The following is a 16,579-nucleotide window of genomic DNA, read 5'->3' as shown; positions in this document are numbered from 1 at the left end:
AGATTATTCCAATCTATCTTATTTTCTAAATGAGGGAACTTTTGAAAGTGAGCAATAATTTCATCTTTCTGTTCCTGAGATAAAGAAGGAATTTTATTGATTAAATGATCTTTCTTTTCTACTAAGTCAATCAATAGGGAGTCTATATTATATTGTTTATTATCTAGAAACTCCTGTATTAAATTCATACTATATACCACCTCTAAATTTTGTAACTATTCTACTATATATAGTTAGTAAGGGAGACAGTAGGTTAATGAGTGACATAATAAATCAAGCAAACTTAAAAGATATAACAAAGGATATACTAGTACACCCAGAAGATGATATGGATTATCTTGAAAAAGTAATGAAAGAACATGATTTCTCTAATGCTGATTATTATGCACTGGCAAAAGCTTTTAATTCAATTAAAGGAAACCCTAGTTTAACAGAAGATAAAAAAAGAGATTTAGTATTTTCTTCATGGAAACTTATCTATAGAACAAAACCCCCTACCATTAAAGAATTCCTTACTACTGAATATATAGGATCGGTAGCTGAGTCTTTATTCCCTGAAGTTAGAAAAGTATTAACGGAGTTCTTTGACTTCTCTAAGCCCTATAGAAATGCTATACTAGCTCAAAGTATAGGTTCTGGAAAAGCACAATCCCTTGACTCTTTAGTATATACTCCTGAAGGGTATACTAGAATGGGTGATATAAAAATAGGACAAGAAGTATGTACTCCTAATGGTAAAACAGCTAAAGTTAAAGCTATATTTCCACAAGAAGGTAAAAGAGAATTATATGAACTTATTTTTAAAGATGGAAGAAAAGTAATTGCAGATAAAGATCATTTATGGAAAGTGTATTGTTCTAATTGGAAAAAGAAAGGAGATATAAAAGCAACTCCAAATTGGTCAATAAAAACTACTAAAGAAATATTAGACTTAGGACTCTATAGAAAAAATAATAGAAAAGAACCTAAATGGAAAATACCTTTAACAAAACCTGTAGATCATAATGAAAAATCTCATTATATTAAGCCCTACCTATTAGGATGTTTAATAGGGGATGGTAGTATGATTAAAGGAAATGCAATAAGACTAACTACCATTGATTCAGAGATATTAGAGAGTTGTACTAATGACCTACCAGAGGGCTATAGATTAAGACCTACTATAAATCCTATACAGTATATTCTAGTAAGAGAAGGTGATTTACATTACCCTACTAATGACATAAAAGATGAATTAAGACAACTTAGTCTATTTGATAAAAGAAGCCATGAAAAGTTTATTCCTAGTGAATATCTATATGACTCTGTAGAAAATAGAATAGATTTACTACAAGGATTAATGGACACTGATGGAAGTGTAGCTATTGGAGGTAGAAGACTACAATTTTCTACCACCAGTTTAAAACTAGCTAATGATGTTCAACAGTTAATACGATCTTTGGGTGGAATTGCTTCTTTATCTGAATCTGATAGAAGAGATAGAAAAGAAGTAAATCATAATCATATAAATTATACAGTATCCGTTCATCTACCTAATAGTGATTTCCCTGTTTTCCGACTTAATAGAAAACAGGATAGACTAAATGAAAAGTTTAGTAGAAGTACCAGAAATACTACTCAAAATCTTGCTATAATAGATATCAAAAGAATAGAAGATAATTATGCACAATGTATTTCATTAGATGATGAAGATCATTTATATTTAACGGATGATTATACTGTTACTCATAATTCGTTTGCAACCTCTCTGATATCTCTCTATGAGATGTATGTTTTATATCACTGTAGAGATGTAAAAAAATTATTAGGGCAATCTTCAGCTACTAATCTAGCTATTGTATTTATATCATTTACTGAAAATAAAGTTAAAGAAGTATTAGCTGAAATATTACAGAATATGATGGTATCATCCCCTAAGTTTTCAAGGTGTCAAACCCTAGATCAAATGAATAGAAAAAGAAAAAATGATTCATCTCAAATATACTGGACTACAGCAGGGTCAACAAACTTCATGACTGTAGGTGATCTAAATGTAAAAGTAACTTCATCACTCTCTCGTTTATTAGGTTTATCTACTCCACTGGTAACATTATCAGAGATGAATTTCTATAGTGAAGCTAATAAATCACCTGAAGAAGCTTTAACAGTTTATCAGAAAGCTATTGACCGTGTATATTCACGATTACATGGACACCCTCTAGGTAGAACAGTATTAGACTCTTCTCCTCATGATAGAACTCTCCCTATAGAAAACTATGTCTGGAATACAATAAGGAAAGACCCTATTAAATATAATAACTACTATATGGTAACAGGATCACAATGGGATATGAGTAGCTTTAAACCTGATTATCCTTTATTCCATGAGCAAGGTCTATCTATCCCTGCTTATATAGGATCAGGATCAAAAGACCCTAGAATAATTAGCCCTAATGAATTAAAAGATTTCCATGATGATGAAATTATTCATATTCCTGAAGACCTAAGACAGCAAGCAGAAACTAGACTAAAAGAAACTATTCGTGACTATGGAGGTGTTCCAATGGGAGGGGATGATGTATTAATTAGAAATAATATAATATTAGATAACCTTTTTAATGATAGTTTAAGAAATATTTATTTGGGGATTAAAGCACCTTCTGATGTTAACCCTGAAGGATTAATATGGGAACAGGTTAAGAATAAGTTCTTTATTAAATCTTCAAAAGAGAAATATGAGTTTTATAGATACCCTAATGCTACTAGATATGTAAGTGTGGACCAATCTATATCGGGAGATACTACTGGAATTGCTATGAGTCATGTAGAGATTAATAATGATGGAGAATTAGTTTATGTAACAGATTTTACCCTAGCTATACCCCCAAATAAAAAAAGAATTAATATGGATGCAATAAAACTCTTTATTCATGATCTTAGAAGATATGGAAATATCAAGATAGGCTGTATAAGTTTTGACCGATTCAGTTCAGAGCCTACAATACAGTATTTAAAGCTTCATGGATTTAATGTAGAAAATCTATCTGTAGATATTACTATGAGTCCTTATCTAAATTATGTATCACTGATGGAACAGAATAGAGTTAAAATGGGTAGAAATATCTATATGAAGAACAATCTAAAATCTCTTAGAATTGTAGAAACACCAAGGGCAAAGAAGAAGAAAATAGATCATCTTATAGGTACTATAGACTCCACCAATGCATCAACTGAATGGGATATATCAAGGATAGGATATTATGCAAAAGATATCAGTGATGCTGTAGTAGCTTCAGTAGAACTAGCTGTGATGTATGGGTCTAAATCCCCAAGGTATATATATAGTGAAGAAAGCCTTACAAACAGAAATGTAAGCAAGGCTATGATGAAAGATAAAATCAAAGGAATGTATAGCTTGGTTTAACTATTTCTGATAGATTTTATATCCAGAAGTATTTTTAATAAGTTTGTATCCAAGCTTTTCTGTCTCAGGAATTCTTTGAAAACCACTTGCAGTTTGAACACCAAAATAACATAGGTCTAAAATAGCTGTATCATCTTCTACAGGATATTTATATTCATTTTCAATATAGCTCATTATCAGTTTATTTTTTCTAATTACTGCATTTTTAATAGATTCAAAAATATCTTTATTCCTTGTAGTATGGAATACTTCTTTACATACTTTTTCTACATCAGCAATAATGTCTTTTTCAATCTCAATAGGAACTACATTCAGTACAAAAGAAGTAAATCCAATATCAAACTTCTCTTTAGGTAGACTGTTAGAAACACATCCTATTTCATAACCATCACAGGAGCTACCATTATAAGGGTCATAGGCATATACGGTTAAACCTTGTTCTCTAAGAAACTCAGCATTTCTACCATATTTACCAGCACCATAGTCTAATACAGTTTTATTATTAAAATAACCTTTTTCATATAAGAATCTTATAGCTGGAGCAACACTACCCTGAATGGAAGTACCCCCTGTTTCCAGAGGGTTTCCCATATAGTAACCTCTATCAGGGAAAGGTCTAGCTATTCCTTTCATCTACCATTTTCCTAAAATCTTTACTGTTCATATCACTAATAAAAATCCATTTTGCTTCATCATCATAGAAAATTTTCTTTTTATAGTCATTAAGATAAATAGTATTTTCAACAATATTAAAATCATCTACTAAGGCTTGTTCTTGTTCTACTACAAGTCTATCTATATATCCCTGCATTTCTTTAAGGAGCATATAGAACTCCCCTTGAACAATTTTATCAGTTTGTTCCTTATTATAGAAATATCTAATAATATCTTTTTCCATTTGTCTTTTACTTTTAGCAAAATACTTAGGAACTTCTTTTAAGCTGTTATGCTTTGCTTCCATATCTACCTCCATAGATTTTAATAATCCCACTCATAATAAATCTCTTCACAAATATCACATAGATCATATTCACTATCGTCTAGTTCTTTATCACAAACACTACATAATTGTAGTTCTACTACCACTTCAGTTTCTACTTCTTGTTTGGAAGATCTCACTTTATTTAAACCTCTCTTTTTTTAGTTTACCTTTGAATAGTTAAAGCCAGATTAATAAGGCTTTCTGAACTTACAGAATAATTTTCAATCTCCCTTATTACTTTACCATAGTAGTATTCCCCCTGTTCTAATTTATTACCAGCAAGATAAGCATTTATACCAATATTATATGACATAACCGCACCTTTCATATCATAGTTTAATCTATTAATTAAACTGTCCATATACATAAAACAAAATTCAATAGATTGCTCAGGACAAAAAGGGTCAAACTCTCCATCAAAGAATGTTTCACCAAAATAGTCTATATACTGTGAATTAGCCTGTACTAGTCCATAATCATAAGTACCATTACTATTTTGATTACTCACTGTAGTATGATCCCACTTAGACTCTACAGTAATAATACCATAGATATATTCTAATGGAACAATCGGATATCGATAATGTAAATCTATAACAATCTCTTGATATTCTTCAGGTATTACCGCTATAAAAGTCTGAGAATAAGAGAGTGTAGATATAGTTAACTCTGAATCATTTTGTAGTTCTGATTCTTCTACATTAGTTATATTATTTAAACCAAAAGCTACCATAGCTAGTAGTAGTAGAAAGCTTATAATATAAAAAGCTAGCACCATCATTTTTCTAATATTATTCATTTTAATTTCTCCTTTATTTGATTCATGATAAACTTTGTTCTATCAAAAGTCAAGGTTTTATATTTATTTATTTTAGTGTCTACTATATATTCATTGGAGGTTCCACTAATTAATCCAAGAGTATATATATATACCCACCACTCTGAAATTTGAATTCCTGATTTATGAAAAATTGCTTCTTGATCATTATCATTTAGAACAATATAAAAATCAGATTGTTCATTAACTAAACCATCTGGATAAACAACATACCACCAATCTGAAATTTGTTTTCCAGTTTCATCAAAAATTGCTTTTTTTTCATCGTCATTTATTCTTATATTATATTTCATTTCATTTTTTCCTTTAGTTGATCCATGATAAATTTTGTTCTATCAAAAATTAGTGTTCTTCTTTCACCTTCTTCTGAACAAATTCTATATTCACTGGAAGTTCCATCAACTAATCCCTCAAGGTAAATATCATACCACCAATCTGAAAGCTGTTGTCCAGATTCATCAAATATAGCACAATTATTATTTTTATGTTTTATATGTTTATACACTATTTATGCCACCTCATAGTAGTATAATGAATGAGGAAGATATTGTCAAGTATCTGATAGGGCTAGATTTGAACTAACATCACTATTAAAGGAATTACTCTTTACATAGCATTTTCCCAGTATAAAAAGATTATTTATCTTTTTATCGCTTAAACTACCTATCAACTATAAACATAGCTACTTAATTCACAGTTAAGAAGCTAATAAATCATCTAAAATAGTTTTAAGTTCTGGATATTTCTCTATAGGTAGAGTATAAGGTGCTAAAGTAAATTTTCTCCAAGTGACATATTTCATAGCTCTCACTCTAGGCTTTAAAATTTGTAGAGCTATTAGTTGTTTATTTGTATTGTCACTGTTAGGTAAGTTCACCTTAAATATAATAATTTGTCCTACTTTAACACTATCTACAAATTTAAAATATCCTTCTATAGGAAGAACATCATATAGATGAAAATGAGATTCTGTTTGATTAGCAGTTTCAAAAGTTATAGGTATTTCATTATCAGGAAAATCAATATAAGCAGTAATAATATCATTAGTTCCTAGAGTTATTTCTACATCTCCATAATGATTTATTTCTTGTTCTGTTAAAGCTATAGCATTGACTTCATTTCCTACCATGTCTATGTGGATATCAAAGTTTTTTTGTTTCCATTCATGGGTTCTTTGTTCAAGAATATCTTGTAGACTCACTTAGTTATTCCTCCAATAGATGTTTAATTAATTCCTCTACGGTATAGTTATCATTTAAGAACCCTTTAATTTTATTATCAAAGGATTCTTTTTTATTTTCCCAAGCATTATAACATATAGCAAGAGCCTGTTTTTGAGGATATTCATTACCTATCTTTTTCATACAGCGACTAATAAAATCATTCTTTTTTTCGTCTTTTTCTGGTTTAGGTATAGGCATAAGAATATCCTCTTTTAACTTACAGTATTACAGGGTCATAACCTAGCATTTGCATGGTTATATCTACAGTCAAAGGATCACCAGAGTCTTCATCAAAAGTTAATCCAGACATATTAGAAGGAAAACACCCTTGAAAAATCCAACCGTTAGAAAGTTGATTTCCACCAGTATCCACAGGAGCTACAGAAATAGGAAATCTGATAACACTTTCAGGAGCCATTACACCAGTAACAGAGTCCCTACACAAACGTAACCAAGTTAAAAAACCTAGATAAATATCATAGTTCCTATCTACTCTAAAGGAGAATGAGAACTCTGTAGGCACTTCAGACATTCCAGAACGTCTTTGAAATTTAGTACCATTCTTTGTAATTTCATATAGACCAATAGAATACTCAGGAATATCAATCGTCAATAACCTTAAATTGGTTTGTGCTAAATCCCTTACACCAGGAAAAGGTGGAAGAGTTAATTCAAACTGGTTAGCTAAAGCATCTTCAGTGAATTGTTGTATAATTTTTATAGACATATTATTTACCTCTCAATCAATAATTTATTTTTCTTATTATAATAGTTACTGTCTTTTAAAAAGGTTGTAATCATATTTTCTATATTATTCTGTTCCAAATAAGATATTCTTAATAAAGGTATATTTTTTTCTTTACAATAATTTGTTTTAATTAAGTCATTCTCTTTTATTCTATCTAAGGAACCAAAAATAGTTACTTCATGAAAATGTTGTTCACCATCATATTCTATAAGTCCTAATAAGTTTTCTTTAGATTTGTCTTTATATATTGAAAAATCAAAAGGTAGAACATTAATCTTTTTACAATCTTCAAAAGTCTTTTGCATTTCGTGATATATACCTATTTTTTTTTAAAATAACTCAATCTTATATTCATTTTTAGATATAGTATTATTACATTTAGGGCATCTAGCACCATTGTTCATGTGGTTAGAAGCTATCTGCCAGAAAATATAGTTATGTTTTTTACATTTAATCTGTACTTTTTCAGTAAGTACCTTAAAATCTACTAGACTATAATCATATTCATTATTATGTTCTTTATTACTTTTTATAATAAATTCTTCTACTGAAACTAAATTATGTTGTTTTCTTCGTTCGTATCGACAGTGACCACACCCTTGCTTATTAGATATATGTGAAGTTGGAGTCATATAAAAATACTTCTTACATCTTTTACAATAAATTTTTATTTTTTTATCACAATTTATATAATCTACTTTAGAATAATCATAATCATTTCCATGTATTTCTTTTGCTTCCTTAATAAATTGTTCTTTTGTTTTTGTTTTTCGACTTGATCTTATTATTAATGCACACTGTGGACAACCATGATGAGTATGTATATGTTGATGAGGAGTATATTCAAATATTCCATGTTCAGGACATACTATTTTTACAGGAGTTTTATCATTTAGATAATCAACTAAACTATAGTCATATTTATTACCAAATTTTTCTTTAGCTTTAGTAATAAATATATGTTTTCCTCTTTCTTTTTTTCTTTTATCTATACTATATTGCTGACACTCAGGACAAGCACCTGTATTATATTTTGCATTAATGTGGTTAGTAGGTTTAACTATAAAATCTTTTTTATGCTTTTTACATTTTAGTTTAATAGGAGTAAAATAATTTTTATAGTCTTCTATCAAAGAATAATCAAATCTATCCTGAAATAAATTTTTTGCTTTTTCTATAAAAGTTATTTTTAATAGTTGAACATCATTATTCTGCATTATATCTCCTTGTTTAGGTTCAAAAAGAGAGAAGATATTGTTATTATATCTTCTCTCTTTAATATTTTAGTTAATTAGGCAATAGATTCTTCAATGTCTAAACCAAATCTACTGTTAACGAGATTAAATTTTATAAGCTTTGAAAATGGGGTGAATCTTACACCAAGAGTAGCTACAAACTTCTTCTGGTTTAATATTTCATCCGTATTATTATATCTATCACACTTACTTACAAAATCATCCAATAGTATACCTACTGTAGAACCTAGTGTCTGTAAAGAAGCTTGAACCTGTGCCCTATGAGCGTTATCATTAGGCTTTTTGATTACAAAGGGAAAGATTTGTTTAACAGCAGTTCTAAGAATATAATCAGCAAGACCCGAGTGTTCAATATAGCTATAATCGCTTTCTACACTTAAAGAAGTCCTAGAAGCCTTAATAATAGAACCATAATTAAAATCTTTGACTACTGGATTAAGTCTAACAGTCTGTAATTGTCTTAGTTCATCTTCAGTAGCACCATAAGTAAACGATATAATACTTGATCCTAACTGACCACCAAAGCCAGCTTCATCAATCCATGATGGACTATAACCACCATAACCATTCTGAATAATATCAGCGTGTTTACCAGCAATTAAACCCATATTAGAACATAGGAAAGAAGAACCATTATATAAATCTTTATGAATACCCCAATGTAAAACATAAAAATAAATACCTCGATCATCAATACTATTTTTTGAAATAGAAGGCTCAGCTAAATGAGCAGTAGGAGTCTGACTAATAGTAGGAAGAATAATTCTAGCATATTTATTATAGTTATTTCTGATTGTTTCCAAAACAGTAGCTACAGTTCCTTCAGCAGTAGTATCAAAGAAGAGATTAACAGGATAAGTATTTTCATCTTGTGCAAAAGTATAACCACTAGCAAGATCAGCATCATCAGGATCATCACCACGATTACCACCTTTTAGAGTAACATAGGTAGTGTCCTCAGTAAATGTAGTAAAGGTTCTATTATTAACCTGAACAGCAAAAAAGTTATTATCTTCTAATACAACCTCGGCATCAATATTTACACCAGAAGCATCTTTAGCACCAGCTACCACTGAAAGAATTAAAGGTGAATCAGATTTTTCATACCAATTTCCATTAGCATCTTTAAGATATACAGCTACTGAAAAAGTTCCTGTACTATCTACATCGGTAATAAGTACAGCTTTATCTTCATCAGGAGAAGGATATTTGTCAAACAGTGCGAAGTATGTATCAGCAGAAGCATCATAAGTATATTCTACAGTAATTATAGCACCATCAGCTACAGCACTAATAAACTCTAAACTAATCTCACCAGTAGCTCTTGTATAAGAACCAGAGGTTAATTCATCAGCAGAAATCACTTCAGGTTCAGCATCAGTAACAGCATAAGTAGTTAACTCTACACCATCAACCTTTACAACAATAGTATTATTATTATATTCAGTAGGGTTAACTACTGTAGCAGTAAAAATAGTTTCAACACCATCACCTGTACCAATAGTTTCTTCAGCGTCAATAATAGTAAAATCAAATAGATCACCATTTTCTTCTTGACCAACAACAAATTGTTCTGTACCAGATTCTCTTACCAGTATACCACCATATTTTTCACCAACTCCACTAGTAGGAGCTATCACATAGAGTTCACCTGAACTTCCTAAATAATCAATTACATCCTGAACACCAGAATAAGAGCTATTTGGATAGCCAAAAAGTTCCAGTGCATCTTTACTAGCACCATTAGCTAATTTAACTGGTACATTTGGTCCTTTTTGAGCCATTATTGAAGTATAACCCAAAGCACCAGTTTCTAAAGAAACAGTTTTTGAGTTATCTACTAAATTAGTTTGAATTCTCCAACTCATAATATTTACCTCTTCTTATTAGATTTTTCTTTTAATTTCTACTTATATAGTTAAAAGAAAAATAAAAGGTTTATTATAAATTTATAGATTATTAATATGATCTAAGAATCGTTTATCAATCTCTTTATTAGATAAATTTTGTATGTATCTACCCATAAGTCCCTTCTTATTATCATCATGACCTAAACCAAAAGCAGTATGTAAAATCTCATGAAAAACTACATAGTGTATTTCTTCTTCAGATCCATCTAAAGTAGAAGCTGGTATCCATAACACAACAGTCTCATTCATTCCAGCAACACCTAAAACCCCTCTCTTTTCTGCATCTTCTGACCTATCTATGATCCTAACATTAATTCTAGGTAATTTATCTTTCAATAAGTCTTTAGCTCTATAAACATACTCCATTACTTTCCTTCTTAAAGCATAAGTATCTTTGTTCATATCTCTATTCTTACCTCTATTAGTTTCTAACTCTTCTCTAGGGGGTCTGTTATAGTTTCTTCTTGATCTTGCTTCAGAAAAGCTATTAACAATATCATAAAGAGGATCACTATTTTTGTTTTCAGGTTTTTTATATTCAATAGGTATAAATGGGCTATCTTTTCCAATTTTTATTTTAACTGTACCACGAAACTTATATAGACTACCTCTTTCAGAAATCATAGTATCACTAAAGGTTTCTATGGGAACATTACCTTTTTTCCAATCATCATGTCTCTTTATAAAACAATGTACTGGAATTCTTCTTTCTTTACCTAAAGATTCTATAATTGCAGATACTCTATGTCTACCCTCATGTCCTTCTACTTCCCATAAACCAGTCTCTTCATTATAGCTCACAAATAAGAAGGGTGTACCTATAGATTGATCGATAAAAGGTTCTGATTTTTCACTCATAGGAGTAGCAAGATCTAAAAAATCCATAGGATACATAAACATCGTATAACCAAAATAATTTACATCTTGATTCATCGGAACATGACCAGCACCATTTAGATTATCAAACGTAACTTCCCCTTTAGAGAATCTAACAGTATAGGGAGTTTTAGGATCATAGGTATTCTCTTTGTTTTCTAATAGTAAAGATTCAGTTAATTGATCTAAAGTATATTTTTCATTATCTAAATAATCTTGTATTATGTTCATGTTAAATCACCCTCTGTAAAATATTGTGTTAATAACTTTTGTGGATCAGAGTTTATAGGATCACTAGTATCAAGATTTTTACTACTTAGAAAATTAAAAATAATTTCATCAGTAATAGATACAGGGCTATCATCATATAGCATAACTAGATCCACTGTAAAATTAATTCCTTGATTGTAAATTCTATTTTGTTCTAAAAAATCATCTTCCTGATATACATTATCAGAAAAGTTATACCCCAAAAACATAGGAATAGTAATATCTTGTCCATCAGTAGTAGTAACAGTAGCATATACCACCGTTTCATTAGAATCATTATTATTGAGTCTAGACATTGCATACTGTAAATCAAAAGCCGAGTTAAACCATATCGATGATTCATATTCAATTCTTAATGGAACTACCCTTATCTTTCTTCCAAGTTCAGAACTATATATACCCTCTATATTAGCAATATGATTCCAATAGAATCTATCAGTATCAGGGTTTACCACTTGTGGGTTATAGTAGTTCATGAATGGAAACTCTAAATTTGTATAATCTGAAGTAACTGATCCAGCCCTTTTACGAAAAGCATAGTCATTAGAAGCATAAACTATCCTATCCAGACTTCCTTTAAATAGCATATTAGCAAAATGTGTTTCTAAAGCTATATCAGAAGCATAAAAGGTATTGAGATAAGAATTGTCATTTACTTCATCATAATAAAATCTAGTTGGCATTGTTTACCTCTTATTATTTTTAGCAGTTAAGTCTAATTCAATATCAAACTTCCTTTCAACTTCATCTTTTAGTCTTAGAATAGAGTCTATACCACTATAGATTTGATGGGCTTCTTCTATCGATAAATGTCTTTTAATATAAGTGTAGTTTCTATCTATAATATAGAACTCTCCAGTGTCTATATAATTAGGGGCTTTCCTAATACTAAAAAACTCCTGATTTTCTTTAATAGAGTGTTCTTTATTTTCTTCCTGAATAATTTTAACTTCAGTTCCTTCTTTAATTAATTTTCCTTCAATAAAATAATCTTTACTTAATTTCATAATATTACCTCTATTTTGTTTATATCTAAATAGTTATTAGTTATCTATAAGGTTTAAACTTATCTACAAGGTTAATAATAATACCTGTAGGTGTATGAATATATTTATTATCATTTACCTTATCTAATTTAAAAGAGAACATAGCTGTGATAGACTTATGGAATACTTTCTCTAAAATATCTACTTGAAGTACATAAGGAGATAAAGGATCAATTCTCTTTGTTAATATAGCATTTTCACTTTCTGATATACCATAAGATTTACTTTTATCACCTAGCCAATCTTTATCATAGAAAGGGACCACTCTATATTTATTAGATAATTTATCTCCATCTAAAACAATTCTACAGTCACCCCACATTTCCCATTCACCTGTTTTCATAGGTGTTCTTAAACTATAGTCTCTAGTTAAAGATATATAGTGTTGATCTTTACCATTAATCTCAGCTATATTATCTGATATTAAAGAGTTAGAAGTAAGAATATCTAAACACCTATAGAACCATGTAAAATGATAAGAAATTCCTACCTGTTTACCTTCAGTAATATTTATCTCAGAACCAGCTTTAATAATTTTACCTTCAATAATATAATCCTTAGTTAATTTCATCCTAAACACCTTTACCTTCTATATTCATTTTCTTTGTTTACTCATAATTAAAGGAATATCTTTATCCTCTAAAACTTTTTCTAAATCTACAGCTAGACCTCCCATAACACTAGGGCTAGAAATTTCATTGATAGTATCACCTTCATCATTAAGTTTAACTAATAAAAGACTTCCGTCCTTCATATAAACTTCAATCATCTTTAGATCAGTATAAAACTTAGTATCAACTTTTTCTATCTGATGAAGTAATGGTCGGATATCTTCACTCATTAATTGTGCCTCTTCAGCTTCCCCCAACAATAAATCATCATTCTCTTCTTTTTCATCTTCAGTGTCTTTCTTTTTCATAGGTGTTTGACTTATATCCTTTACTACTTTTTTAGTAATTTTTGCATTATCAGTAGCAATAGACATATTTGTAGAAGTCTCATATTCCTGAAGAAAATCTTCTACAGACTGGTCACTCTCTATGAAGTTAATAATAGAACTTTGTGGTTTATTAGCCTGTTCCATATATTTTTTTCTTTTCAATAGGTCTTCAAAAGCATCAATAGTATATTCATCATTATTAGAATGTCCAAACATTGCAATACTTACTTCTTCTGCTTCTTTCCATAAATCAACTAATTGAGATTTTGAAAGACCTGTCTTACGTTCATACTTTTTTAAGTTTATCATTGTTTACCTCTATTTCTCAATTAAAGTGAGATTCTTCTATCGAATCTTGTAAGATATTAATCATTTTTGAAGTAGCGTCTACTTGTTTTATATCCCTAGATTTTTTTGAACTACCATTAAAAAACTTCTTTTGATTAGTATTAGCTAATGCATTAGCATCTTCATTACTTTTCACCATAAATAATAACCTCATCTGAATCTATAATCTCAGAAGCAGGAACTTTAATCTCTTTATCTCCCCTAATAACTATCATTAAGTGATCAGGAGTAACTTCTATATTATCCCCATTATCCAACTCAAATAATATAGTCTCACTTACTTCTTTATATATAGAATAGTTAGGTGTTTCTGAAAAGGTTCTGTTCATGGTCTTAGTTTCACCGTGATATTTAACAAAGTTTCCTTTTTCTATCTTTGGTACTATATCTTCTATATTCTGAATACCCTCCTCTGTTAATATTCTTGTCCCTTCTACAAAGCAAGCTTTAGCTCTATATCTTGCTTCAATAATAAAAGATTCTCCTTCACCTTTTCTTCTCATAAAGTCTGCAAAGGGTATAGAGTTATTTAATACAGTGGATTGTGCTGTCATACTATGCATATCACCACCAAGCTCTAAGAATACTTTTCTCATTTCTGGATCATTGGATAAAATACCAGCAATTCTTAACTGTAATCCACTATAGTCTGAAGAAAGAAATTTACCATCTTCAGGACAAGTAAATGCCTGTCTAATAAAGAAAGCTTTACTACCATGAGAAGGTTGATTTTGTAGATTAGGATCACGTGAACGATTTCTATGTGAATTAGCAAGCATAGTCATAAAGGTTCCATGAATTAATCCATCTTTACTTACATATTGAAATAGTCCATTATCTTCTTCACCTTCCTCAGTATGACTTTCAATATTAGTTAATAAGCTATTAAATAATCCATCATTATTGTCTAAGTTATTAGTTATATCTATTTTTTCTTTACCACCTACAAAGTTCTTTAAAAGTGTAGATTTTTCTTTATAGGTTAAAATTAGTTTTGCTTTATCATGCCCCTGTTTTACCCATCTAGTTAATTGAGGAGAACCTACCTGTGCTATACCTTTTTTATTTCTTTCATCTATTCTCCAATCTGTATTCTTTTCTATAAATCTACCTAGATCATCATTAGAACTAAGTTTTAATACAGGATTACCAAAGGCTTCCAGTACAATTTTTTCAGCAATAGCTACTTCTTGTAGAATAACCTTAGAGTTTTCTTTAAGCTGTTCTAGGTTAACCATCATTCCTTTGATTTCTATATCAGAATACATAACTGTAGAAGGAAATCTAATCTCTCTTAAATATCTCATTATAGACCAGCCATTATCCATAGGATATATTGTATCTAGTCTTTCCACCATCTCTATTTGTTTTTCACATACAGCAAAAGACATAATAGGATCTTGGGTAGCATATTCAAACATTAGTTTAAAGGGAATTTTAGAATAGTCTTTTCTACATTCTTTATGAATAGCTTTATATCTATCTAAGTCTCTATCATAACCACCATATTCTGTATGTACCCATGTATCTGATTTTAGACCGTTCCTTTGCAGTTCATTGATTGTCTGAGAAGCATGAAAGGTATCCCAAAATAATCCAGTGAGGCTATCAAAATCAACACCTCTGGACACTAACCACCGTTGGTCATACTTCAAATTTGTACCAATATGTTTTTTAGGTTTCATAAAAGATGATAGAAGATCAACATCTATTTTATCCCATGGTAGATAATAACCTTCTTTAGAATCGAACGCTATTGTAAGACATATTATTTTTCCATCTTCAGCTAACCATGGATGGAGTCTTTTAGTTTCCAAGTCCCATGCCATTTTACATTTCCAATCCTTTCTTTCTTCTAACCATTCATTAGGATTTTCTACATAATGTTTTTTTAATTTAGGAATTCTTCTTCTTTTACATATATTCTTTCGAGCTAAATCAATCTGAGTTTTCACAAAGAAATATTCAAAATTATCTTTTTTATACCATTCCTGAAAACCATCAATAGGATATATATCACATTTTAAATCAGGAGAAAAGAAATGTGTTTCCCAAAGTAAAGTATCTTTAAATCCTTCAATATTTACATCATCAGATTCAGTTACAGAATATAATGATCTACCTATAGTAATTACATTAGAAAAAGCAGGGATATATTCTTCTAAATTAAATTTATTATCAGTATAGAATTTTGTAATATCTTTACTTATATCCTTATCTGTAGGCTTAAATTTTAGAACTGATACTATCTGATAATTATTATCTAATCCCATAGCTGAGAGTTCAGTCTTAACTCCATATATCTGTTTATCAGTATATGGAACATCAGCTAGTATAGTTAATCTAGGTTGCCCTGTACTATATAATATAGGAGAGTCAAGTTTCTTCCTACTCCGATATTTTTTATTATTGATAGTTTTATCTTCAGCCTGTAAAATGTTATTTAATAGATCACTCAATGTTTTTCCCCTGCTTAATATATATATTAATGTTATAACTCACTTATATTATGCTATAATGGTTAGTGAATAGCCTAAGTCTAGTTTAGACTATTTAGAACTATATCAAGATTTCCTACTTTTTACAAGATTTTACCACTTATATGAAATAATTTAAGTCTGACATCTTCTCCACAAGCATTTGATTGGTACGCTCCGTATCAAATTGTTTTAAACCTTCAATAAGAATATTATTTGCAGAATGGATATCTCGATCTTGAGTATATCCACACTTACATTC

Annotated in this window: 21 protein-coding genes; 1 reads left to right on the top strand and 20 read right to left on the bottom strand. The window is 29.8% G+C overall.

The genetic code is table 11. The features are described 5' to 3' along the window. On the bottom strand, nt 1–188 hold a 188-nt coding region (locus tag PF569_10385; GenBank protein MDA3856641.1), incomplete at its 3' end, for a hypothetical protein. Nucleotides 189–256: 68 nt separating this feature from the next. Between PF569_10385 and PF569_10380 the strand changes: the two genes are divergently transcribed. Further along, nucleotides 257–3,403 (top strand): hypothetical protein, encoded by a 3,147-nt coding sequence (locus PF569_10380; GenBank protein ID MDA3856640.1) that lies wholly within the window; start codon nt 257–259, stop codon nt 3,401–3,403. Here the strand turns inward: PF569_10380 and PF569_10375 are convergent, their stop codons facing one another. The 19 genes from PF569_10375 to PF569_10285 all read right to left on the bottom strand — a co-directional run bounded on the left by PF569_10375 (nt 3,404) and on the right by PF569_10285 (nt 16,299). After that, the gene (locus tag PF569_10375) at nt 3,404–4,036 is read right to left on the bottom strand and encodes a hypothetical protein (protein MDA3856639.1); all 633 of its coding nucleotides are present in this window, start codon (nt 4,034–4,036) and stop codon (nt 3,404–3,406) included. After that, complete coding sequence (locus tag PF569_10370; GenBank protein MDA3856638.1) at nt 4,020–4,364, bottom strand: hypothetical protein; 345 nt, start codon at nt 4,362–4,364, stop codon at nt 4,020–4,022. Before PF569_10370 ends, PF569_10375 begins: the two co-directional genes overlap by 17 nt. Nucleotides 4,365–4,381: 17 nt before the next feature. Continuing rightward, nucleotides 4,382–4,522, bottom strand: a complete 141-nt coding sequence (locus PF569_10365) for a hypothetical protein (protein MDA3856637.1) — start codon at nt 4,520–4,522, stop codon at nt 4,382–4,384. A gap of 26 nt (nt 4,523–4,548) precedes the next feature. Beyond that, nucleotides 4,549–5,184: a transglycosylase SLT domain-containing protein gene (locus PF569_10360; protein ID MDA3856636.1), complete on the bottom strand. Its 636-nt coding sequence runs from the start codon at nt 5,182–5,184 to the stop codon at nt 4,549–4,551. Continuing rightward, nucleotides 5,181–5,516, bottom strand: coding sequence for a hypothetical protein (locus PF569_10355; GenBank protein ID MDA3856635.1), 336 nt, complete (start codon nt 5,514–5,516; stop codon nt 5,181–5,183). Before PF569_10355 ends, PF569_10360 begins: the two co-directional genes overlap by 4 nt. Then, a complete protein-coding gene (locus PF569_10350) occupies nt 5,513–5,728 on the bottom strand; it encodes a hypothetical protein (protein ID MDA3856634.1) in 216 nt (71 codons plus the stop codon). The genes PF569_10355 and PF569_10350 overlap by 4 nt, the downstream gene beginning before the upstream one ends. A 192-nt stretch (nt 5,729–5,920) precedes the next feature. After that, nucleotides 5,921–6,424, bottom strand: coding sequence for a hypothetical protein (locus PF569_10345; GenBank protein MDA3856633.1), 504 nt, complete (start codon nt 6,422–6,424; stop codon nt 5,921–5,923). A 4-nt stretch (nt 6,425–6,428) separates the two neighbouring features. Then, entirely contained in the window at nt 6,429–6,644 is a 216-nt protein-coding gene (locus PF569_10340) for a hypothetical protein (protein ID MDA3856632.1), read from the bottom strand. A gap of 19 nt (nt 6,645–6,663) precedes the next feature. Then, entirely contained in the window at nt 6,664–7,059 is a 396-nt protein-coding gene (locus PF569_10335) for a hypothetical protein (GenBank protein MDA3856631.1), read from the bottom strand. Between the two features lie 119 nt (nt 7,060–7,178). Further along, on the bottom strand, nt 7,179–7,499 hold the full coding sequence (locus PF569_10330) for a hypothetical protein (protein MDA3856630.1): 321 nt from the start codon (nt 7,497–7,499) through the stop codon (nt 7,179–7,181). 24 nt (nt 7,500–7,523) lie between these two features. Then, nucleotides 7,524–8,411 carry a DUF723 domain-containing protein gene (locus PF569_10325; GenBank protein ID MDA3856629.1) on the bottom strand — a complete coding sequence of 296 codons (888 nt, stop codon included), beginning with the start codon at nt 8,409–8,411 and terminating at the stop codon, nt 7,524–7,526. Nucleotides 8,412–8,485: 74 nt separating this feature from the next. Next, nucleotides 8,486–10,318: a hypothetical protein gene (locus PF569_10320; protein ID MDA3856628.1), complete on the bottom strand. Its 1,833-nt coding sequence runs from the start codon at nt 10,316–10,318 to the stop codon at nt 8,486–8,488. Between the two features lie 81 nt (nt 10,319–10,399). After that, nucleotides 10,400–11,467, bottom strand: coding sequence for a hypothetical protein (locus PF569_10315; protein ID MDA3856627.1), 1,068 nt, complete (start codon nt 11,465–11,467; stop codon nt 10,400–10,402). Beyond that, the gene (locus PF569_10310; protein MDA3856626.1) at nt 11,464–12,189 is read right to left on the bottom strand and encodes a hypothetical protein; all 726 of its coding nucleotides are present in this window, start codon (nt 12,187–12,189) and stop codon (nt 11,464–11,466) included. The genes PF569_10315 and PF569_10310 overlap by 4 nt, the downstream gene beginning before the upstream one ends. 3 nt (nt 12,190–12,192) lie before the next feature. Beyond that, on the bottom strand, nt 12,193–12,513 hold the full coding sequence (locus tag PF569_10305; protein MDA3856625.1) for a hypothetical protein: 321 nt from the start codon (nt 12,511–12,513) through the stop codon (nt 12,193–12,195). A gap of 40 nt (nt 12,514–12,553) precedes the next feature. Beyond that, nucleotides 12,554–13,123 carry a hypothetical protein gene (locus PF569_10300; GenBank protein MDA3856624.1) on the bottom strand — a complete coding sequence of 190 codons (570 nt, stop codon included), beginning with the start codon at nt 13,121–13,123 and terminating at the stop codon, nt 12,554–12,556. 24 nt (nt 13,124–13,147) lie between these two features. Next, on the bottom strand, nt 13,148–13,801 hold the full coding sequence (locus PF569_10295) for a hypothetical protein (protein ID MDA3856623.1): 654 nt from the start codon (nt 13,799–13,801) through the stop codon (nt 13,148–13,150). Nucleotides 13,802–13,817: 16 nt separating this feature from the next. Then, nucleotides 13,818–13,979: a hypothetical protein gene (locus tag PF569_10290; GenBank protein ID MDA3856622.1), complete on the bottom strand. Its 162-nt coding sequence runs from the start codon at nt 13,977–13,979 to the stop codon at nt 13,818–13,820. Continuing rightward, nucleotides 13,966–16,299, bottom strand: coding sequence for a DNA polymerase (locus PF569_10285; protein MDA3856621.1), 2,334 nt, complete (start codon nt 16,297–16,299; stop codon nt 13,966–13,968). The genes PF569_10290 and PF569_10285 overlap by 14 nt, the downstream gene beginning before the upstream one ends. Nucleotides 16,300–16,579: the final 280 nt, after the last annotated feature.

It is taken from the genome of Candidatus Woesearchaeota archaeon (assembly GCA_027858315.1).
GTDB lineage: Archaea > Nanobdellota > Nanobdellia > Woesearchaeales > UBA583 > UBA583.
The sequence above is the reverse complement of the archived record's forward strand: the minus strand, read 5'-3'. Positions and strand labels throughout refer to the sequence as shown.

Coding starts and splice junctions, on each gene's coding strand:
- PF569_10375 (MDA3856639.1), bottom strand. CDS start 4,036: ATGAAAGGAATAGCTAGACCTTTCCCTGATAGAGGTTACTATATGGGA.
- PF569_10315 (MDA3856627.1), bottom strand. CDS start 11,467: ATGAACATAATACAAGATTATTTAGATAATGAAAAATATACTTTAGAT.
- PF569_10295 (MDA3856623.1), bottom strand. CDS start 13,801: ATGATAAACTTAAAAAAGTATGAACGTAAGACAGGTCTTTCAAAATCT.
- PF569_10340 (MDA3856632.1), bottom strand. CDS start 6,644: ATGCCTATACCTAAACCAGAAAAAGACGAAAAAAAGAATGATTTTATT.
- PF569_10290 (MDA3856622.1), bottom strand. CDS start 13,979: ATGGTGAAAAGTAATGAAGATGCTAATGCATTAGCTAATACTAATCAA.
- PF569_10300 (MDA3856624.1), bottom strand. CDS start 13,123: ATGAAATTAACTAAGGATTATATTATTGAAGGTAAAATTATTAAAGCT.
- PF569_10310 (MDA3856626.1), bottom strand. CDS start 12,189: ATGCCAACTAGATTTTATTATGATGAAGTAAATGACAATTCTTATCTC.
- PF569_10330 (MDA3856630.1), bottom strand. CDS start 7,499: ATGCAAAAGACTTTTGAAGATTGTAAAAAGATTAATGTTCTACCTTTT.
- PF569_10325 (MDA3856629.1), bottom strand. CDS start 8,411: ATGCAGAATAATGATGTTCAACTATTAAAAATAACTTTTATAGAAAAA.
- PF569_10370 (MDA3856638.1), bottom strand. CDS start 4,364: ATGGAAGCAAAGCATAACAGCTTAAAAGAAGTTCCTAAGTATTTTGCT.
- PF569_10360 (MDA3856636.1), bottom strand. CDS start 5,184: ATGAATAATATTAGAAAAATGATGGTGCTAGCTTTTTATATTATAAGC.
- PF569_10305 (MDA3856625.1), bottom strand. CDS start 12,513: ATGAAATTAAGTAAAGATTATTTTATTGAAGGAAAATTAATTAAAGAA.
- PF569_10380 (MDA3856640.1), top strand. CDS start 257: ATGAGTGACATAATAAATCAAGCAAACTTAAAAGATATAACAAAGGAT.
- PF569_10320 (MDA3856628.1), bottom strand. CDS start 10,318: ATGAGTTGGAGAATTCAAACTAATTTAGTAGATAACTCAAAAACTGTT.
- PF569_10355 (MDA3856635.1), bottom strand. CDS start 5,516: ATGAAATATAATATAAGAATAAATGACGATGAAAAAAAAGCAATTTTT.